The 21,026-nt window shown below is 30.0% G+C and carries 20 protein-coding genes and 1 tRNA gene; 11 read left to right on the forward strand and 10 right to left on the reverse strand.

Translation table 11 applies throughout. The features are described from left to right. Position 1 precedes the first annotated feature (1 nt). Genes pyrC through ruvX form a run of 3 tightly spaced genes read right to left on the reverse strand, consistent with a single transcriptional unit; the run spans position 2 to position 2,728 of the window. The gene (pyrC, locus tag ACIJYE_RS02995; RefSeq protein WP_435091092.1) at positions 2 to 1,288 is read right to left on the reverse strand and encodes a dihydroorotase; all 1,287 of its coding nucleotides are present in this window, start codon (positions 1,286 to 1,288) and stop codon (positions 2 to 4) included. Further along, the gene (locus ACIJYE_RS03000) at positions 1,289 to 2,230 is read right to left on the reverse strand and encodes an aspartate carbamoyltransferase catalytic subunit (RefSeq protein WP_435091094.1); all 942 of its coding nucleotides are present in this window, start codon (positions 2,228 to 2,230) and stop codon (positions 1,289 to 1,291) included. Positions 2,231 to 2,272: 42 nt separating this feature from the next. Further along, on the reverse strand, positions 2,273 to 2,728 hold the full coding sequence (gene ruvX, locus ACIJYE_RS03005) for a Holliday junction resolvase RuvX (RefSeq protein WP_435091095.1): 456 nt from the start codon (positions 2,726 to 2,728) through the stop codon (positions 2,273 to 2,275). Positions 2,729 to 2,778: 50 nt separating this feature from the next. Between ruvX and gatC the strand changes: the two genes are divergently transcribed. From gatC to ACIJYE_RS03050, 9 genes are read left to right on the forward strand one after another with little or no spacing between them, the layout of a single operon-like run. Next, complete coding sequence (gene gatC / locus ACIJYE_RS03010) at positions 2,779 to 3,066, forward strand: Asp-tRNA(Asn)/Glu-tRNA(Gln) amidotransferase subunit GatC (protein ID WP_435089018.1); 288 nt, start codon at positions 2,779 to 2,781, stop codon at positions 3,064 to 3,066. Continuing rightward, positions 3,066 to 4,523, forward strand: coding sequence for an Asp-tRNA(Asn)/Glu-tRNA(Gln) amidotransferase subunit GatA (gene gatA / locus ACIJYE_RS03015; protein WP_435091096.1), 1,458 nt, complete (start codon positions 3,066 to 3,068; stop codon positions 4,521 to 4,523). Before gatC ends, gatA begins: the two co-directional genes overlap by 1 nt. Continuing rightward, positions 4,523 to 5,998, forward strand: a complete 1,476-nt coding sequence (gene gatB / locus ACIJYE_RS03020; protein WP_435091097.1) for an Asp-tRNA(Asn)/Glu-tRNA(Gln) amidotransferase subunit GatB — start codon at positions 4,523 to 4,525, stop codon at positions 5,996 to 5,998. Before gatA ends, gatB begins: the two co-directional genes overlap by 1 nt. Before the next feature lie 5 nt (positions 5,999 to 6,003). Then, complete coding sequence (locus tag ACIJYE_RS03025) at positions 6,004 to 6,654, forward strand: O-methyltransferase (protein WP_435091099.1); 651 nt, start codon at positions 6,004 to 6,006, stop codon at positions 6,652 to 6,654. Next, a complete protein-coding gene (locus tag ACIJYE_RS03030) occupies positions 6,654 to 7,562 on the forward strand; it encodes a rhodanese-related sulfurtransferase (RefSeq protein ID WP_435091100.1) in 909 nt (302 codons plus the stop codon). Before ACIJYE_RS03025 ends, ACIJYE_RS03030 begins: the two co-directional genes overlap by 1 nt. 7 nt (positions 7,563 to 7,569) lie before the next feature. Then, complete coding sequence (locus ACIJYE_RS03035) at positions 7,570 to 8,940, forward strand: MATE family efflux transporter (protein ID WP_435091101.1); 1,371 nt, start codon at positions 7,570 to 7,572, stop codon at positions 8,938 to 8,940. Next, positions 8,903 to 9,382, forward strand: a complete 480-nt coding sequence (locus ACIJYE_RS03040; RefSeq protein ID WP_435091103.1) for a thermonuclease family protein — start codon at positions 8,903 to 8,905, stop codon at positions 9,380 to 9,382. The genes ACIJYE_RS03035 and ACIJYE_RS03040 overlap by 38 nt, the downstream gene beginning before the upstream one ends. A 44-nt stretch (positions 9,383 to 9,426) precedes the next feature. Further along, positions 9,427 to 10,590: an iron-containing alcohol dehydrogenase gene (locus tag ACIJYE_RS03045; RefSeq protein WP_435091104.1), complete on the forward strand. Its 1,164-nt coding sequence runs from the start codon at positions 9,427 to 9,429 to the stop codon at positions 10,588 to 10,590. Then, positions 10,591 to 11,379 carry a glutamine amidotransferase-related protein gene (locus tag ACIJYE_RS03050; protein WP_435091106.1) on the forward strand — a complete coding sequence of 263 codons (789 nt, stop codon included), beginning with the start codon at positions 10,591 to 10,593 and terminating at the stop codon, positions 11,377 to 11,379. A gap of 4 nt (positions 11,380 to 11,383) precedes the next feature. Here ACIJYE_RS03050 and ACIJYE_RS03055 read toward each other — a convergent pair whose 3' ends face one another. Genes ACIJYE_RS03055 through ACIJYE_RS03080 form a run of 6 tightly spaced genes read right to left on the reverse strand, consistent with a single transcriptional unit; the run spans position 11,384 to position 18,053 of the window. After that, positions 11,384 to 12,115 carry an amino acid ABC transporter permease gene (locus tag ACIJYE_RS03055; RefSeq protein ID WP_435091108.1) on the reverse strand — a complete coding sequence of 244 codons (732 nt, stop codon included), beginning with the start codon at positions 12,113 to 12,115 and terminating at the stop codon, positions 11,384 to 11,386. A gap of 40 nt (positions 12,116 to 12,155) precedes the next feature. Beyond that, positions 12,156 to 12,923 carry a transporter substrate-binding domain-containing protein gene (locus ACIJYE_RS03060; RefSeq protein ID WP_435091110.1) on the reverse strand — a complete coding sequence of 256 codons (768 nt, stop codon included), beginning with the start codon at positions 12,921 to 12,923 and terminating at the stop codon, positions 12,156 to 12,158. Between the two features lie 34 nt (positions 12,924 to 12,957). After that, on the reverse strand, positions 12,958 to 13,521 hold the full coding sequence (locus ACIJYE_RS03065; RefSeq protein WP_435091112.1) for a sarcosine oxidase subunit gamma family protein: 564 nt from the start codon (positions 13,519 to 13,521) through the stop codon (positions 12,958 to 12,960). Beyond that, positions 13,514 to 16,519, reverse strand: coding sequence for a sarcosine oxidase subunit alpha family protein (locus tag ACIJYE_RS03070; protein WP_435091114.1), 3,006 nt, complete (start codon positions 16,517 to 16,519; stop codon positions 13,514 to 13,516). Before ACIJYE_RS03070 ends, ACIJYE_RS03065 begins: the two co-directional genes overlap by 8 nt. Positions 16,520 to 16,524: 5 nt before the next feature. Then, on the reverse strand, positions 16,525 to 16,800 hold the full coding sequence (locus ACIJYE_RS03075) for a sarcosine oxidase subunit delta (RefSeq protein WP_435091115.1): 276 nt from the start codon (positions 16,798 to 16,800) through the stop codon (positions 16,525 to 16,527). Continuing rightward, the gene (locus tag ACIJYE_RS03080) at positions 16,800 to 18,053 is read right to left on the reverse strand and encodes a sarcosine oxidase subunit beta family protein (RefSeq protein ID WP_435091116.1); all 1,254 of its coding nucleotides are present in this window, start codon (positions 18,051 to 18,053) and stop codon (positions 16,800 to 16,802) included. The genes ACIJYE_RS03075 and ACIJYE_RS03080 overlap by 1 nt, the downstream gene beginning before the upstream one ends. Before the next feature lie 67 nt (positions 18,054 to 18,120). Between ACIJYE_RS03080 and ACIJYE_RS03085 the strand changes: the two genes are divergently transcribed. Next, a tRNA-Ser gene (locus ACIJYE_RS03085) sits at positions 18,121 to 18,212 on the forward strand. A gap of 20 nt (positions 18,213 to 18,232) precedes the next feature. Then, the gene (locus ACIJYE_RS03090; RefSeq protein ID WP_435091118.1) at positions 18,233 to 18,793 is read left to right on the forward strand and encodes a class I SAM-dependent methyltransferase; all 561 of its coding nucleotides are present in this window, start codon (positions 18,233 to 18,235) and stop codon (positions 18,791 to 18,793) included. A gap of 2 nt (positions 18,794 to 18,795) precedes the next feature. Here ACIJYE_RS03090 and ACIJYE_RS03095 read toward each other — a convergent pair whose 3' ends face one another. Then, on the reverse strand, positions 18,796 to 21,018 hold the full coding sequence (locus tag ACIJYE_RS03095; protein ID WP_435091120.1) for a lytic transglycosylase domain-containing protein: 2,223 nt from the start codon (positions 21,016 to 21,018) through the stop codon (positions 18,796 to 18,798). Positions 21,019 to 21,026: the final 8 nt, after the last annotated feature.

Here is a 21,026-nt window from a genome sequence, read left to right on the forward strand (position 1 = left end):
ACTATATTTTAAATAATTCCTTACCTTTTACAAAGGTATTAGTTACTTTGCCTTGGAGCTTTTTATCTTCAATTGAAGTATTTTTAGATTTTGAAACTAAGTTTTCTTTTTTAACAATCCAGGGTTTATCTAGATCAACTACACAAAAGTCTGCATCATTGTCTATTGATAGATTTCCCTTGTTAATACCTAAAATTTTTGCTGGATTAGATGTCAAAGCTTGGATTATAGTTTCAAGTTTAACTGATCCATTGTGATATAATTCTAAACTTAATGATAAAAGTGTTTCTATACCAGAGGCCCCAGTTGCTGCTTGAGAGAAAGTTAATCTTTTAGATTCTTCATCCTCAGGTTTGTGATCAGAAACAATTACATCTATAGTTCTGTCTTTTAAACCTTGAACAAGTGCTTCCCTGTCTTCTTCTTTTCTTAAAGGCGGAGATAGTTTTAAAAATGTTTTAAAATCCCCTATATCATTTTCATTTAAAGAGAGATTATTTATTGATACACCGCATGTAAATTTAATATTACTTTTTTTTTCTTTAATTATAGAAACTGATTTTGCTGATGAAATTTGTGAAATATGATAACGACATTTTGCTTTTTCAAGTAAGGTTAAATCTCTTTCAATTATAATTCTCTCAGCAATGTCCGGTATTCCTGATAAACCAAGTTTAGTAGCAATAATACCAGAATTAATCATTCCATTTTTAGAAAGATAATAATCTTCAGCATGTTGCATGATCAAACATCCTAAATCTTTAGCTGAATTCATTATTTTAGACATCAAACTTGTATTTTGAATGGTTTTTACACCATCTGTAAAGCCGACTATTCCTTTGCTTGCTAAAAGGCCAAATTCAGTCATATTTGTGCCTTCAGTGTTTTGTGTCAGTGAAGCACAAGGAAATATATTTATTTTTGATTTATCTCTTCCTCTTCTTTTCAAAAAATCTACTATTGATACGTTATCAATGATTGGATCTGTGTTAGGCATTGTAACAACTGATGTTACACCACCTGATAATGCTGCATTACTAAGAGTTCTAAAATTTTCTTTATATTCATAACCAGGTTCACCTACAAATACTCTCATATCCACCAACCCAGGAAATATATATTTACCTTTTAAATCAATTGGTTTTTCTCTTGTTGGCAAATTGTTGGTATTTACTTTTTTGCCTATAGCCTCAATTTTACCATCTTCACCAATAATTAAGCCTCCATTTTCATTTAATGAATTGTATGGATCAATTATATTTGCATTTATAAAATATTGTTTTTTCATTTATTCACAAAAAATTTTTAAACAAGCCATTCTCACAGCCACGCCAAGTTCTACCTGTTCTTTAATTACACTTTTATTAATATCGTCAGCTAATCTTGTATCAATTTCAATTCCTCTATTCATAGGTCCAGGGTGCATTATGATTGCATCAGGTTTTGCATGATCCATTTTATCTGGTGTTAAACCATAATATTCATAGTATTCACGGTTAGAAGAAAGAAAGGAACCTGTCATCCTTTCATTTTGTAATCTCAACATCATTACTATGTCACAATCTTTTAGACCCTTGTTCATATCTGTAAAAGTATTTACACCAAATTTTTCTATTTCTTTTGGCATTAGATTTGATGGAGCAATAATATTTACTTCTGCACCAAGCATTGCTAGTAAATAAATATTTGATCTTGCTACTCTTGAGTGAAGTATATCACCACAAATTGCAATTTTAAGACCTTCAATTTTTTTTTTTCGATTAATAATTGTTAAAGCATCTAAAAGTGCTTGAGTAGGATGCTCTCTTCTTCCATCACCAGCATTTAATACAGCACAATTAACTTTTTGTGATAATAAGTTACATGCCCCAGAGTCTTGATGTCTAATAACAATTATATCAGGATGCATAGCGTTTAAAGTCATAGCGGTATCAATCAAAGTTTCACCTTTTTTAATTGCAGAATTTCCCATATTCATGGACATCACATCAGCTCCTAATCTTTTACCTGCTAACTCAAATGAGCTTTGAGTTCTGGTAGATGGTTCAAAAAATAGATTAATTTGAGTTTTGCCATTTAATATATTTAATCTTTTATTCTTACTTTGATTAAGCTTAATAAATGCCTGTGACTCATCTAAAATTAAATTAACATCATTAATTGATAAATCTTGGATACCTAACAAATGTTTTTGGGAGATTTTAATAGCTTTGTTTGTTTTAATTGCCATTAAAATTAACTCTATAACTATAAAGTACCCTTATGGCAAGAATTAATTATTTAAAAAATCAATTGCACCTTGGAGTATGAATGCTGCTGCGTTTTGATCTATATTCTTTTCTCTTTTGCTAACATTTACATCAAGCTGACTGGAGATATTGAATACCCCTACAGTAGAGAGTCTTTCGTCCCACAAACAAACATCCACATCAATTGATTTGTCAATATTATTAGATACATCATTTACTGATTGAGAAGATCTGCCTAATGAACCATCCATATTGATAGGATTTCCTATTATTATTCCTTTGATGTTATACTCGGTAATTATCTCCCGTAATTCATCAATTAACTCATTTGTGTTTGTTTTATTAATTGTTTTAAAGGGTGTTGCAATAGATTGCCTCTCATCACAGATAGATACACCAATTCTTTTAGAGCCTAGATCCAATCCAATCAATCTAGAGGGTTCAGACTGTTTTTTTTTAAAATCTTCAATAGTGATCATATTGTATATTTTTAACTTAAGTGATAGTTTGCGACATATTTAAATACCATATGAGCATTGATCTTAAAACAATAAAGCACATTTCAAAATTATCAAGAATTTCAGTTGATGAGCAAAAAGCTGAAAAACTTGCAGGTGATTTAAACTCAATATTTAAATTTATTGAAAAATTAAACGAATTAAATACTGATAAAGTAGAGCCACTTACATCTGTTGCTGAAACAACTTTAAAATTTAGATCAGATGAAGTTAAAAATCAAAATATAAGAGAACAAATTATAAAAAATTCACCTGAAGATAACGAGGATTTTTTTGTAGTTCCGAAAGTTGTTGAATAATGTCTGATATAACTTCTCAATCATTAACATCATTAGTCAAAAATATTAAAGAAAAAAAACTATCATCAGAAGATATTACCAAAGCATTCGTTGAACGTTCAGAAAAGTCAAAAGAATTAAATTCTTATATCTCAGAAGATTTTTCAAATGCTATTGATAAAGCAAAAAAATTTGATGAAAAACCTAATCTAGATTTAAAACTTCCAGGAATACCGATGGCTGTTAAAGATCTTTTTTGCACTAAAGATATTAGAACTACAGCGGGAAGTAAAATTTTAGAAAACTTTGTCCCAACTTATGAATCTACGGTTACTCAAAATATATGGAATGAAGGAGCAATCTTACTTGGTAAATTGAATTGTGATGAATTTGCCATGGGATCTTCCAATGAAACAAGTTTTTATGGAAATGTACAAAACCCTATTGATAAAGGATTGGTTCCAGGTGGATCATCAGGTGGGTCTGCAGCGGCTGTAAGTGGTCAGCTGACACCAATTACAATAGGAACAGATACTGGTGGATCGATTAGACAACCAGCATCCTTTACAGGCACAGTTGGGTTAAAGCCTACTTATGGAAGTTGTTCTAGATATGGAATTGTTGCTTTTGCCTCTTCATTAGACCAAGCAGGACCAATGGCACAAAATGTTGAGGATTGTGCATTGTTACAAGAAGTAATCAGTTCATATGATAATAAAGATTCTACGTCAATTGATTTTAATAGAGATCAATATAGCAAAGACTTAACTAAAGATATTAAAGGAAAAAAAATAGGAATACCTAAAGAATATAGAGTAGAGGGTATGCCTAAGGAGATTGAGGAGTTGTGGCAAAAAGGAATTACATATGCAAAAGATTGTGGTGCAGAAATAGTAGATATTTCATTATCTCATACTAGTTACGCATTACCAACATATTATATAGTTGCCCCAGCAGAGGCCTCTTCAAATTTAGCTCGATACGATGGTGTTAAGTACGGTTTTAGAGCTAAAGGTGAAAACTTGATTGATATGTATGAAAAAACAAGATCTGAAGGTTTTGGTGCAGAAGTACAACGAAGAATAATGATTGGTACGTATGTTTTATCATCTGGATATTATGATGCTTATTATTTGAAAGCGCAAAAAGTTAGAAAATTAATTAAAAATGATTTTGATGAAGCTTATAAAAAAGTAGATGCAATTTTAACACCTTCAACACCTAGTTCAGCATTTAAAATTGGTGAAAAGAAAGATGATCCTGTTTCAATGTACTTAAATGATATTTTCACTGTACCTGTTAATTTAGCAGGACTACCAGCCATATCTATTCCAGCAGGACATGACGCTGCAGGATATCCTTTGGGATTACAAATAATTGGTAAAGCATTTAAAGAACAAGAGATATTAAATTTAGCTTATGCAATGGAAGATAAGATTAACTTTAAAAACAAAATTTCAGATTGGTGGATTAAATAATGCCTAAAGATAGTTCAGAATATTTGATTGAAAGATATGACAATATTTATGAAGTTGTCATTGGTCTTGAAGTGCATGCACAAGTGACATCTAATTCAAAATTATTTTCATCTTCTTCAACAAAATTTGGTGCTGAACCTAATACTCAAGTAAGTTTAGTTGATGCTGCTTTTCCTGGAATGCTGCCTGTAATTAATGAATATTGTGTGAAACAAGCAATAAAAACAGGTATTGGTTTAAGAGCTCAAATCAACAAAAGGTCAGTTTTTGATAGAAAAAATTATTTTTATGCCGACCTCCCACAAGGCTATCAAATTTCACAATTTAAATACCCGATAGTTGGAGAGGGAACTGTTGTTCTTGACATGCCAAATGGACAAAAAGAGGTAGGTATTGAAAGATTACATTTAGAGCAAGATGCTGGAAAAAGTATTCATGATATGGATCCACAAAATACTTTAGTAGATTTAAATAGATCAGGTGTAGCTTTAATGGAAATTGTTAGCAAACCTGATTTAAGAACTCCAGATGAGGTAAGCGCCTATATTAAGAAATTAAGATCCATAATGAGATATTTGGGTACTTGTGATGGTAATATGCAAGAAGGTTCCTTAAGAGCAGATGTTAACGTTTCTGTAAGATTAAAAGACAGTAAAGAACTTGGAACACGTTGTGAGATTAAAAATGTTAATTCTATTAAATTTATGCAAATGGCAATTGATTATGAAGCTAATAGACAAGTCGATTTGATAGAAGAAGGTAAATCAATTGACCAAGAAACAAGATTATTTGATACTAAAAAAAATGAAACTAGATCAATGAGATCAAAAGAAGATGCTCATGACTACAGATATTTTCCAGATCCAGATTTATTACCATTAGAAGTTACAGATGAATTTATAGAACAATTAAAAGCTGATATTCCAGAATTACCTGATGATAAAAAGAAAAGATTTATTGATGAATTTAAAGTGTCTGCTTATGAGGCAACAATATTGGTATCTGATATTGAAATTGCAAAATATTTTGAAGAAGTTGTTGCAAAAATGGGTAAGAACCGTGATATGAAATTAGCAGTTAATTGGATTACAGGTGAATTGTTTGCTGTTTTAAACAATAAAAATTTAGAAATATCTGAAAGCCCAATATGTGCAAAAAATTTAGCAAAATTAATTAATCTAATTAAAAATGGAACGATTTCTGGAAAGATAGGTAAAACAATATTTGAATTAATGCTTGATGGAGATAAAGATCCTCAAGTAATTGTCGAAGAAAAAGGTTTAAAACAAGAAAGTGACCCCAAAGCTCTAGAAGCTTTAATTGATAAGATAATTAATGATAATCGTGAAAAAGCTATCGAATATAAGAACGGTAAAGAAAAACTATTTGGTTTCTTTGTAGGTCAAGCAATGAAAGTTTCAGGTGGTAAAGCAAACCCTCAATTAATAAATGAGATATTAAAGAAAAAGCTTTAATAAAAATGGGTGCAAACCTTGAAATAACAGAAAAATTACAAAATTATATTAATGATTTTGGATTAAAGTTAAATCCAATTCAGCAAGAAATAATTGATTACAATAATACATTAGGCGATATCAAAAGGATGCAAATTGATCCATCACAATGCTATTTTTTGCATTTAATCGTAAAAATCTCAAATATAAAAAATGTACTAGAAATTGGAACTTTCACAGGATTAAGTGCACTCTCAATTTCACTAGCTTTACCAGAAGATGGTAGACTGACAGCGCTTGATAAAAATGAAAAAACTAACAAGGTGGCATTAAATTTTTTTAAAAAAGCAAAACAAGACCACAAAATAAAAACAATAATAAAACCAGCCTTAGAAAGCTTAGAAGATCTTAAAAATAATAAATTTGATATGGTTTTTATTGATGCTGATAAAATGAATTACAAAGAATATTACGAAAGATCATTAAATCTAATTGATAAGGGGGGTTTAATAATTGTTGATAATGTTTTGTGGCATGGAGAAGTTGCTGATAAAGAAAATTTAGATAAATACACAGTAAACATAAGAGAATTTAATTCTCATATTGCTAATGATAAAAGAGTTGAACAAATTATAATTCCTTTAGGAGATGGTATGACAGTTTGTAGAGTTTTATAATGTTTAAAGTTTTTGGTTTTTACAAATTTATAAAAGTTACATCTTTAAAAAAAAATAAAGATGCTATGCAAAAATTTTTTATTAAAAACAATATAAGAGGAACTATTATTATTGCTAAAGAAGGATTAAATGGAACTATATCTGGCCAAGTTAAAGATATAGAAAAAACAATTAAAAAACTTAAATCGCTATTTTCATTTAGAAATTTTGATAATAGTAATAATTCTAAATCTTCATTCCAACCTTTTCACAAACCTAAAGTTAAAATTAAAAAAGAAATTGTTCCAATGAATTTAATGTTGAATTCTAAAGAAAGAAATTTAGAAACTCATTTAGATCCAAAAGAGTGGAACAAATTAATTAAAAAAAAAGATACCCATATTATTGATACAAGAAAGCCTTTTGAATTTGACGTAGGAACATTTAAAAAATCGGTAAATCCAAATGTAAATAATTTTAGAGATTTTCCTAAATATCTAAATAAATTAAAAAAGAATAAACCAGTAGCCATGTTTTGTACTGGTGGTGTTAGATGTGAAAAAACATCAGTATATTTAAAGAACAAAGGTTTCAAAAATATCTATCAATTGAATGGTGGTATCTTAAATTATCTTAAAAATACTAAGAAAAAAGATAGTATGTGGAAAGGTGAGTGCTTTGTTTTTGACAACAGGATCAGTCTTAAACACGGTTTAAGTGTTGGAACCTATTTCATGTGCAGTGGATGTAGAAAACCAATTTCACCTAAAGACAAAAAATCAAAAAAATACGAAGAAGGTGTTTCTTGCCCAAAATGTTACGATAACTTGACAAAATCCCAAAAGACACGATTTAGAATGAGACAAGAACAAATAAATCTTGCTAAAAAGAGTGGTTCAAAGCATATATTCCAAAAAGAATATAAATAAAAATAAATTGTCTAAACAAATAAATTTAACAAAAGACCCTATTTGGGATCTTCTTAGAAAAGTAACGATACCTGCAAGCGTAGGTTCGTTATTTCAAACTTTTTATAATTTAGTTGATACTTGGTTTGCAGGTAGAATTTCAGCAGAAGCTATAGGTGCAATAGCTAAATCATTTCCAATATATTTTGTAATTATAGCGGTAGGCGTTGGTATTGGTGCTGCAACAAATGCATGTATAGGTAATTTATTAGGAGAAAAGAAATTTAATAAAGCATCACTATTTATTGCTCAATCAGTTATTTTTGCAATATTAACATCTGTTATAGTCACATTATTTGGATTAAATGTTTCTAATTTTCTTTTAGGTGTAATGGGCTCTGATGCTTCAAGCATTGTTTTAACAAGAGAATATTTAGATATAATTTTCTACGGTACTTTTATTGTGATGATACAAATTTCTTTAAATGGTGCTCTTAATGCTCAAGGTGATACAAAAAGTTATAGAAATGTATTAATCTTTAGTTTTTTCTTAAACATTTTTTTAAATCCATTATTTATTTGGGGTTACGGGTTTATTCCTGCTTTTGGTATAGGTGGACTTGCTATTGCAACAGTAATTTCTCAATCTATTGGAACATTTTATTTAGCTTATAAAATTAACTCATGTAAATTAAGAAAATATTTATACATACAGTGTTTTATTCCTAAATTAGATATGTTGAGAGAATTATTTTCTCAAGCACTCCCTATAATGTTTAGTATGCTTTTTATAGGAGTTGGCATATTTAATATTTTATATTTTATTGGACAATTTGGAGAAATGGCTACCGCTGGCTATGGTTCTGCTTTAAGGGTTGAGCAGGTTTTTTTATTACCTGTTATTGGTTTAAATACTGCGGTACTATCAATAGGTGGACAAAATTTTGGTGCAAAGAAGTTTAATCGTATAAGAGAATTATATACAAAGGCTCTTTTATTTGGCTCTTCATTTATGATTGGAGCAGGAATAATATTATTTTTTGGTGCAGAATTTTTTGTATCTCAATTTACTGATAATACTGAAGCAATTAAACATGGGGCGCTTTATCTTAAAGTTGCAGCCTTAATTGGTCCTATTTATCCGGTATTTTTTATCACTACAGCAGTATTCCAAGCACTTAAAAAACCAATTTATAGCCTATATTTAAGTATACTTAGGTTAACTGCATTTCCATTTTTGTCTTTATGGTATGTGATTAATATAAGAGGTGGTGATTATAATGATATATTTTACACAATAATGGCAACTAATTGGATTATGGGTATTGCTCTAATAATTTTCATTGGGTATTTTTTAAATAATGTATTTAAGCAAAAGAAAAGCCATTTTAGTTATTAGTGTTTCAGCACTAGTTTTTTTTTTCACATATATCGATATTAAATCACAAGATATTAAGATAACGGATGGAGATACAATTAAAATTAATGGTGAAAAAATTAGATTTAGTGGCATAGATACACCAGAATTAAAACAAAAATGTATTAAAGAAGGTGAGAGTGATCCTTGTGGAATAACAGCCAAACAAATTCTTATAGATAAGATTGGAAAAAATAAAGTTATCTGTATTAGTGAAGGTAAAGATCAATATAAAAGAACTCTAGCAGAGTGTTTTGTAAATGATGAAAGTTTATCCAGTTATCTTGTTAGAAGTGGTTATGCATTTGCTTATAGAAGGTATTCTAAAAAGTTTATCAGAGATGAAGATTATGCAAGAATTAACAAAATTGGTATGTGGTCAATGAAATTTGAATATCCATGGGTTTATAGACGAAACAATTAGAATTTGATTGAATTTTCTATATGAATTATACATTTTAAAACTTTATGAATAAATACAACTGGAACTATCCAACAACAATGTGGGTAGGTGAAAATAGAATTAATGACATAGCCATAGCTTGTCAAAACTTAGGTATTTCAAAACCATTATTAGTAACAGACAAAGGTTTGGCTGAAACTGATATTGTAAAAAAAACTTTAACAATATTGAAAGATAATAAGATTTCCACAGAGTTATATTTTAATGTCGTTGGTAACCCAACAGGAACAAATGTTACTGAGGGTGCCAATTATTATAATAAGAATAATTGTGATGGAGTAATAGCTATTGGAGGTGGTAGTGGCTTAGATGTTGGTAAAGCTATAGCGTTCATGTCTGGACAAACATTATCATTATGGGATTTTGAAGACGTAGGAGACAACTGGACTAAAGCTAATTCTGATAAAATTCCTCCAATTATTGCCGTTCCAACAACTGCTGGAACTGGTTCTGAAACTGGACGTGCATCTGTAATTTTAAATGAAGAAACTGGTGTAAAAAATATAATTTTTCATCCTAAGTTTTTGCCATCAATAGTTATTCTTGATCCAACTTTGACATTAGGTTTACCTGCAAAAATTACTGCTGCAACAGGAATGGATGCTTTAGCGCACAATTTAGAAGCTTATTGTGCTCCAGGATACCATCCGATGGCCGATGGTATAGCTCTAGAAGGTATGAGAATAATTAATGAATGGTTACTTGAAGCTGTTAACAATGGTTCAAATATGGAAGCACGTCAAAATATGCTTACAGCTGCAAGTATGGGGTCAACTGCATTTCAAAAAGGATTGGGCGCAATTCATTCATTGAGTCATCCTGTAAATGCCTTAAATAATATTCATCATGGTTTGTCTAATGCAATATTTATGCCTTATGTATTAACTTTCAATAAGAGCGTTATTGAAAAAAAGATAATAAAAATTTGTGATTATTTAGAACTTAAAGAGCGATCTTTTGATGGTTTTGTTAAATGGGTTTTAGATTTAAGAAAAAAACTAGATATGCCACATAAACTATCTGATGTTATTAATGAAAAAGATTTTGATCTCGATAGGTTGTCAGAAATGGCTTTAGCAGATCCATCAACAAGTGGTAATCCAAAAAAATTGACTAAAGATGATATGAAAATAATGTATCAACATAGTATGACTGGTAAATTGTTTTAAATGAGTAATTTAGATATTTTAATTGTTGAAGGAAACATTAGAGAAGATAGTGAGTTTTTTATTAAAGCGGCTGGTGCCTCAGCTGCAGATAATTTAAAAAATTTAATTTTAAAAATAGATCCTTCAACAGATACAGAAATTATAAACCCTGGTCATGACGAAGAAACACGTAATGCCATAAAAAATATAAGTAAATACAATGGTATTATTTTTACGGGAGGTGCAATGAGATTAAATGATATGACTGATATCATTAAAAAACACATCAATTTTGCATCCGATTGTTTAAATCAAAATAAGAAGATTTTAGCAATTTGTTGGGGGCTACAAGTTTGTACGACAGCAGCTGGTGGCAAAGTAAACCCTGGAAAAAATGGTGCACATATTGGAATTGCATCAAATGTGATCATTAACAATAACGGTCATAGCCATTTTATATACAAAGATAAAAAAAAAGAATTTAATACACCGGCATTTAATTTTGATGAAGTTAGTGAATTACCAAAAAATGCTACTCTCCTATCAAGTGATAAAGTTAATAATGTGATGGGTGTAAGTTTTAATGTAGGAAATTCTGAGATTACAGGCTTACAATATCATCCAGATTATGAATATTATCAAATGATTAACCTTATTGCAGGTCGTAAAGAGAGATTATTTAAAAATAAAAATTTTCTAAATGAAGAGGAATATCAAAAACACATTTCATATATAAAAGCTGAAAATGAATTGTTAAATTTTGAAGATCGAACTTGTGAAGTTAGAAATTGGCTAAATCATATTAAGTAAAAATTTATTTATCTTTTAGTCTTTTTTCAAGTCTTCTTACAAAAAATGAAACAATCAGAATAAGAACTAAATATTCTAGTATTAAAAAAGTATAAATTTCCAAAGGTCTATAGGTTGTGACCACCAATTCATTTGCTTTTCTAGTCAAGTCACCAATACCAATTATTGATACTAATGAAGACATTTTTAATACATAAACAAATTGATTCCCTATAGCAGGTAAAATATTTTTTATTGCTTGAGGAAGTATTACCAACCTTAATCTTTTGAAAAAATTTAGACCTAATGAACTACCGGCTTCCCATTGTGCTTTCTTAATTGAATTTATACCAGCTCTAAAAATTTCTGCTTGAAAGGCACTTTCACTTATTGCCAGAGCAATTATTCCTGAAATAAATGGACTAAAACTAATACCCGTCATTATTGGTAATCCATAGTAAATCCATAAGATTAAAACCAATAATGGTACCGCTCTTACAATTTCAACATAACCAATATTAATAAAGGTTAAAAATTTATTTTTAGCTAAAGAGGGGATAGCAACTATCAAACCTAATAACATCGATATAATAATTGATATTACAGAAATATAAATTGTAGTTGTTAAACCGCTTAGTAAAAATTTAAGATTTGTTAACCCTTCAATATTATTTGGAGAAATAATAAACCACCCTAGTTCTTGATTTGTGCAAGAAGAGAGGGGAATAATTAAAAGTAAAAAAAATATATTTTTCACTCTTAAAGTTATAGAGAATTAAAAATTAATATCTAACTGATTATAAACTTTTAAGATTATATTTAGCCAATAACTTTTCAAAGAATCCTGAATTTTTTTTCTTCTCAATCCAATCGCTTACATAATCATTCCAAACAGTATCTTTTTTAGGAACCATCATTGCTAAAAAAGCAGGATTTTTTTCACCATCTTGAACAATTGCTAATTGAGGATATTTAATCACTAATTTATTTGCTTCTGTAGAACTGGTAATATTTCCATCAGCTCTTCCTGCTAAAACTTCTTGAAAATCTCTAGCTGGAGCTTCAACAGATTTTAAAGTGGAGTTTGGAAAAAATTCTTTTGCTTTTTGTTCTTGTGATGTACCAAGTGTAGTAGCTATCTTAACACCATTTTTATTTAAAGAGTCCCAAGTCGAAAATTTCTTTAAATTTTTTTTAAGAACTAGTGGTACTGTGCCATATTTATAATATGTTGAAGTAAAGCCAGCAACTTCTGCTCTTTTAGGTGTTTTAGTAACACTTGTTGAAATATCATATCTGCCTGAAGTAATTCCTGAAACTATAGTTTTCCATTCAGTTGGCACAAAAGTAACTTTTACGCCCATATCTTTAGCTAATTCATTCATTACATCTATATCAAACCCTTTATATTTATTGGTTGCAGGATCTTTCATCGTCATTGGATCCCAGTCTCCTGTTGTTCCAACTTTTAACTCACCAGAAGCTAATATTTGATCTAGTTTTGTATCTGCATTAACGGAAAAGGGTAAAAGCACTATAAGTGCAAGTAAGATAAGTTTTTTCATTACCTCTTTTACCCATAAAAATTAAAGAATAACCTTATAACCTTGACGCACTATCATTTATCCAAGAGTATAAATGCTCTGAAAATGAGCGTCTGACAAATAAATTAACTAAATTTTCACCTTTATTGTGAATTATTACATCAACGTTGTTTAGCAATGTTTGTGTGGTAGACCCTTTTTTTTCTCTGAATTGATCAAAATTAAACGGACTACCAGAGGAAAATAACTCATATATATTCGTTCCCTCTAATTCTAACATTACAAAATGATCAGTTACATCAATTACAGCACCTAAATTAGTTTTTGAAATACTGTTACGTAAATTTTCTTCAAGAATATATTTGTTTGTATCTTTTTCAGTTATATCGTTTGATATAATCATCCATTCATCAGGACTTAACCATATAGAAGTAAGTTTAGAGCTAGATGAAGATGTGTTTGCCTCTATTGGTAAAATCATATCCAAATGTTTTCCAACAGCTGTAAAGAACTCTCTTTTTTTTCCTCTTAAGTTTAGTTTCATGATGGGTGAAACATCTTTAATTGATATATCTTTATATTTGATTTCTGTATTTATTGGAGATTTATAATTAAGCATTTAACCTCTTATTTTCTTCATCAAAAAAAACTGGATTTACTATAGTTACATTAATTGTTTTATCTTCCATTGGAATAAATAATTTTTTTCCCATCATTTTTTTTCCACCTCTAACAACAGCTAGGGCAATAGATTTCTTTAAATTTGGACTATAGTAACTGGATGTAATGTGCCCAAGCATATTAACAGGAGATTGATTCAATTCAGAAACTATTTGGGCACCTTCTTCTAAAATTATGTTTGGATTATCTGTTACAAGTCCAACTAATTGTTTACGATCTTCTTTCATGGTGTCCGATCTGTAAAGTGATCTTTTACCAATGAAATCATATTTTTTTTTACTTACTATCCAATCCATCTGGAGATCAATAGGTGTCATTGTTCCATCTGTATCTTGACCAACAATTATAAATCCCTTTTCAGCACGTAGTAAGTGCATAGTTTCAGTTCCGTATGGTGTGATATTAAATTCTTTACCTGCTTCAATACATTTTTCCCAAAGAGCTTTCCCATAATTTGCCTGAACATTAATTTCGTAACTATGCTCACCAGTAAAACTTATTCTCATAATTCTACATTTAATATTTTCGATTTGAGCTTCTTTGAAAGACATATGGGGAAAATTTTCTTCAGATAAATCAAGATCAGGAGCAATTTTATTTAATATTTTTTTACTGTTTGGCCCACATAAACTTACTGTCGCATAATGATCAGTAACTGAGGTTAAATAAACATCTAATTCAGGCCATTCTGTTTGTAGATAATCTTCAAGTTTGCCCAATACGTTTGCGGCTCCACCTGTTGTTGTTGTCATTAAGTAGTGATTTTCTCCAAGTCTTGTTGTGACACCATCGTCATAAACCATTCCATCTTCATTTAGCATCAAACCATATCTACATTTACCAATACCAAGTTTTGACCAAGCATTTGTGTAAACTCTGTTTAAAAATTCTGATGCATCGGTGCCTTGAATATCAATTTTACCTAATGTTGAAGCATCTAATATTCCAGCACTTTCTCTTGCAGCTACACTCTCTCTTTGAACTGCTTCATGCATGTTTTCACCGTTAATAGGGTAATACCAAGCTCTCTTCCATTGACCAACATTTTCAAACTCTGCATTATTTTTAATATGCCAATCATTCATTGGAGTTCTTCTAAATACATCAAAATACTCACCTACATTGCGACCAACAATAGTTCCAAAAGTCAATGGCGTATAAGGTGGTCTAAAAGTTGTTGTTCCGAGTTCACCCATTTTCACACCTGCGGTATCTGCTATAATTCCCAGTGCATGCATATTACCAAGTTTACCTTGATCAGTACCCATACCTGTTGTTGTGTATCTTTTTACATGTTCGATTGATCTAAATCCTTCTCGTAATGCTAACTTAATATCCTTTGCAGTTGCATCATTTTGATAATCAACAAATGGTTTTGTTTTTCCAATAGGTTTATCTGATGGTAATAACCAAATATTTCTTTTTGAATTTTCTTCTTCACTCTCAACAACAATATTGTCAAAATCAGTTTGCTCAATGTTTAAAAATTTTTTTAAATTTTTTGATAAATTATTAATAATTTCTTTAATTTTTAAATCACCGTTACAAGAACCAACACTTAATTGATCAGAAGGATATTTATTAGGTAAAAACATTTTGTTATCTTCGTTAAAAATTAACTTACCCCCAGATTGTGTGAACAAATGAACAGCTGGTGTCCATCCACCAGCAACACCCAAGCAATCACAAGAGATGTTTGTCTTATTTCCAGTTACAGATAACCCATCATTTGATAACTCCATGACAGATATAGTGTTTAATTTTTTGTAACCCTTAGTATCAACTACAGTGTGAGACCAATAAATTTTAATACCAGCTTCTTCTACAGCTTTTACAATCTTGGAATTTGAACTTTCTCTAATGTCGATTATGGCTTCAACTTTTATTCCTTTGTTATGTAAGCAAAAAGCACTTTCATAAGCACTATCGTTGTTCGTGAAAAAAACATTTTTTTTACCTGATACCACACCATAGAAATCTGCATATTTTTTAACAGCAGAGGAAAGCATAATTCCAGGTCTATCATTATTATTAAATACAAGAGGTCTTTCCAAAGCACCTGTTGCAAGAATTACTTTTTTTGCTCTTATCTTTAAAAGTCTTTGTCTTACCTTTTCTTGTTTTTCATTTTTTTCTAAATGATCGGTAAAGTTTTCTCTTGCCAATAAATAATTATACCCATGAAAAGCAGCAACACTTGTTCTTGTTTTAACTTCAAGATTTTTTATCTTTTTTAATTCTTGTATTTCTTTTTTAAGCCAATTAGATGAATTTTGATTATCAATTTTATTAAACTCTCTATTTTGATAAATAGTTGCTCCACCTAATTCATTTTTTTCATCAACAAGTAAAGTTTTTAAATTATTTTTTGCTGCATTTTTTGCTGCCAATATTCCTGATATACCTGCCCCAACAACCAAAACATCACAGTGAACGTATCTATGATCATATATATCTGGATCTTTATCAGTTGGAGATTTACCTAATCCTGCTGAGTGTCTTATAAAATATTCATATTTTTCCCAAAAACTTGCTGGCCACATAAAAGTTTTATAATAAAAACCAGCTGGTAAAAAACGTGAGATAGCATTATTTACACCACCAACATCAAAATCAACACTAGGCCAACAGTTTTGACTTGAAGCTTCTAAACCTTCATAAATTTCTACTTCTGTAGCTCTTACATTTGGTTCTGTTCTGTTTGTTTTGTCATTAACTTGAACAATTGCATTTGGCTCCTCTGAACCTGCAGTCATTATTCCTCTTGGTCTATGGTATTTGAAGCTTCTACCAATTAAATGAACATTATTGGCGAGTAGAGCTGAAGCCAGTGTATCACCTTTAAAACCATGGTAAATTTTTCCATTAAATTTAAAAGAGACTCTAACAGTCTCATCAATATACTCGCTTGGTTTTACTCTTAAATTTTTTGACATATTATTTATTCAGAAGGAGGTCTTTCACCCATTTTATATATTAATTTTATTTCATCATTAATGGTATCTCTAACCATGTTAAACCATTTTCTACAGCCATGAACATGGTTCCACCTTTCAAACTGAACACCTTTAATATTTTTTCTCATAAATAAATATTCTGCCCATTCATCATCACTTAATTCTGTAGGTTGTTTTGGTCTTTCAATGTGTGCTTCACCACCAGCTTTAAATTCTTGTTGGTCTCGTTCTCCACAATATGGACAATTAATAATAAACATTAATGAGCAACCGCTGCAGCACCATGTTCATCAACAAGGTCACCACTTATAAATCTATTTAAGTTAAAAGCAGCATTTAGCTTATGCGGCTCATCGTTTGCAATTGTGTGAGCAAATAAATCTCCTGATCCAGGTGTCGCTTTAAATCCACCAGTTCCCCAACCACAATTAAAATACAAACCTTTAACAGAGGTTTTACTTAAAATAGGACTTGCATCTGGACAGATATCAACAATTCCTCCCCATTGTCTAAGCATTCTCATTCTACTAAAAATTGGATACAACTCTAAAATTGCATTTAGTGTTCCTTCTACAATTTGATGACTTCCTTTTTGAGAGTATGAAACGTAATCATCTGTGCCAGCACCTATGACTAACTCACCTTTGTCAGATTGACTAACATAAGCATGCACTGCATTGGACATAACTACAGTATCTATAATTGGTTTAATAGGTTCAGAAACTAATGCTTGTAAAGGTTTGCTTTCAAGAGGCAATCTTATGCCTGCCATATTAGCTATGACACTTGAATGTCCAGCTGCAACTACACCAACTTTTTTTGTTTTAATAAAACCTTTTGTTGTTTCAATACCTTCAACACTATCACCATTTCTTTTAATACCTTTTACTTCACAATTTTGTATTATATCAACGCCCATTTCATCTGCACCACGTGCATATCCCCAAGCAACAGCATCATGTCTTGCTGTACCAGCTCTTCTTTGAAGAGTTCCACCCAAAACAGGATACCTAATATCAGGTGAAGTATTAATAATAGGACAAAATTTTTTAACTTCTTCAGTGCTTAAATAAACTGCATCAATACCATTTAATCTATTAGCATGAGTTCTTCTTTTTAAATCTCTAACATCTTGAAGATTATGAGCAAGATTCATTACTCCTCTTTGACTAAACATTACATTGTAATTAATTTCTTGAGATAAACCTTCCCAAATTTTTAAAGCATGATCATAAAGACCAGCGCTTGCGTCCCATAAATAATTAGATCTTATTATTGTTGTATTTCTCCCAGTGTTACCACCACCGATCCAGCCTTTTTCAACAACAGCAATATTTTTCATGTTATGTTTTTTTGCTAAATAGTAGGCTGTAGCTAGTCCGTGGCCACCTCCACCAACAATAACAGCATCATATTCTTTTTTAGGGACAGGATCTTTCCATGCTCTCTGCCAATTCTCATGATAAGAAAGAGCATTTTTAATCAAAGAAAATACAGAGTATCTATTTTTCATAATTATCGAATAATTACTTTATAAATATTGAATTTTCAATACAATCACTTAATACACTATGTCATACGGAAGAGTGGGTGAGAGGCTGAAACCAGTCGTTTGCTAAATGACCGTGCGAGGAAACTTGTACCGAGGGTTCGAATCCCTCCTCTTCCGCCAGGTGCTATATGAATATGGATATGATTAAATTAAATTTAGGATGCGGGTCTAAAATTCTACCTGGATACACAAATATTGACAAATTTGCTACTTATAACCCAGATATTGTTCACGATTTAGAAAAATTTCCATACCCTTTTAAAGATAATTCTGTAAATAAAATTTTACTTAGCCATGTACTTGAACATGTAGGGCAAAATCCTGATGTATTTAATGATATTATAAAAGAATTTTACAGAATCTTTAGCAATGGTGCTATAATAAATATAATAGTTCCACACCCGAGACATGATGACTATATATCAGACCCAACTCATGTGAGGCCGATAACAGTTTTAGGTCTTTCGCTATATGATCAAGAGTTAAATAAAAAATGGGAAAGAGATGGTAATTCAAACACACCATTAGGAATAATTCATGATGTAAATTTTAAAATTAAAGATGTGAATATTACATTAGATATGAAATATGAAAATTTATACAAAGAAGGTAAAATTAAAAGAGAAGAACTAAATGATATCGCAAATAAATATAACAATGTTATTAAAGCATTAAAAATTATTTGGGAAGTGAAAAAATAAAATCAATACAATGGATAATCTTTGAAAAAATCTTTCATCAATATTGGTTTTTTTTCTAATATATATCTGTAAACGTTATAGTTTTCTAATACACGTTGAACATAATTTCTTGTTTCTCTAAATTTTATAAGTTCAACCCAATCAACATAATTTATTTGTTTTTTTTGAGGATTTTTATTTAGTTTTTTCCAATATTTTACTCTATTGGGACCAGCATTATATGCAGCAACAGCAAAAGGGTAGGCACCATCGTATTGAAGTATTAACCCTGCAATGTAATGAGAACCTAAATTTATATTATATTCAGGATCTGAAGTTAATCTAGATTTTGAGTAAGGAAGTTTTGCTTGTTTTGATACTAGTTTAGCGGTGTAGGGCATTAACTGCATCAAACCTTTTGCTCCAGCATGACTATTTGCACTTAAATCAAATTCACTTTCTTGTCTTATTATAGATAAGATAAATGCACTTTCTGGAATTTTACGACCATTAATTGCTTTAGGTGTGCTTATAATTGGATAATTAAATTTGTTATGAAATCTTTTTTGGTAAGAAGATATTTTAGACACTTGTATTGCAAAATCATATCTTTGTATATTTGTTGCAAGTTCAGCAGCTAGAATTTCGCTTCCTTTTTGAATATTATCATTTGCTAAATGTCTTAAAATAAATTTTGTGTACTTATCTTTTTTTAATTCATGTAAAAGATAGGTAATTTTTACCAACTCTTTATTGAAAAAAACATATCTATATTTTTTATCAACCTCCATGTCTTTACTTAATTCAAATTTACCATTTGGATTTAATTTTAAAAAAGCTAGCTGACCATAATATGTGGTTAGATATTTTGAAGCTTCTTGAAACCAATTACGTGATTGTTCTTTATCACCTAATTTTTCATAAGTTCTTCCAAGCCAATAAGCTCCTCTAGAAGTGCTTATAGGATAGTTTACATTGTTGTAGAAATTTTGAAAATGATCTTTTGCAATCAATGGATCTTTTAAAAAACTTAAAGCTATCCAACCACTCATCCATTCGGCTGCTGCAAAATCAGGTCCTTCTGACATTCCATGATTGCTTGAAATTTTATACGCAGTTTCGTATTTCTTTTTATAAATTAGTGCTCTTGATATAATTTCTCGCTCTTTCCACCATTTCTCTGGCTTTACCAAGTAATCTTTATTATTTTTAATGCTTAATAAAATTTCCAATGAAGAGTCTACACGTCCTCTTTTTCTTCTCCATTTTAAACGATCATAATTTAAACCTGCGTCATTTTTAAATTTATTTGGAACATTTTTAATTGCTTGATCAACACCATAACTCTTACTCATTAAAATTTGCCTAGCTGTATATAATAGCTCATATTCAGTAGGTAAATATCTTGTTAATCTTTTAAGGTCCCAATATTTGTTGTTCCAAGCCAAGTAATCAGCCCTCTTAATATAATCATCAGCATTTAAATGTTTCTTATATTTTTTTCTAAAATATTTTAATTCACTTTTGGATAGATCTGCAGTTATCCAACCATCTTTTATCAATTTTTTTCCCTTGTTTGACTCACCACTTAAAACAAAACTTTCTCCAAGTATCATTTTTCCATAACCACTTAATGGTTCTTTTCCATCAAACCAGTTTCTTATTTTTCTTGGAGATATTTTGGCAGTAGATAATTTGTGTTCAGCAAGATATTCCAATCTACCTATTCTTGGATATTGAGGGTTTTGATCAATAAAAACTTTATAATCATAAAATGATGCTTGGTTTCCTTTTGTTAAGAGATGTTTCCATTGAATAAAATTATATATTGATTTGTCCTTAGCTTTTTTTGCTATTTTAAGTGATGAAGACCACCTGCTTTTTTGCATTTCTGCAATTGCTTTTTTTGCGATTGCATAATCTTTTTTGTTATAATATTTGGATATTTTTACATTTTTTGATGTATTTATACCTGCCACAGTAGGTTTTTTTTTAGGCACTTTAAAAGATAGTTTAGTTTCTTTTATTATTTGATCAGGTTTCTCTTTTTCAACTATTAATTTTTTAGTTTTATTAGGTTTTTTTAAAGGTTTAAGAATATTCTTTGATATCTTTTTATTAAATTCATCACTTGTCAAAACAGGTTTTTTTGGCGGAATTAGAGATTTAGTTTCTGCTGAAAGATTGTTGAAATTGAATAATATTGATACGAACAAAACAATAAACAATAATAAATTTTTCAACATAATCTTTT

The organism is Candidatus Pelagibacter bacterium nBUS_30 (assembly GCF_051201245.1).
In the GTDB taxonomy this organism is placed as follows: Bacteria; Pseudomonadota; Alphaproteobacteria; order Pelagibacterales; family Pelagibacteraceae; genus Pelagibacter.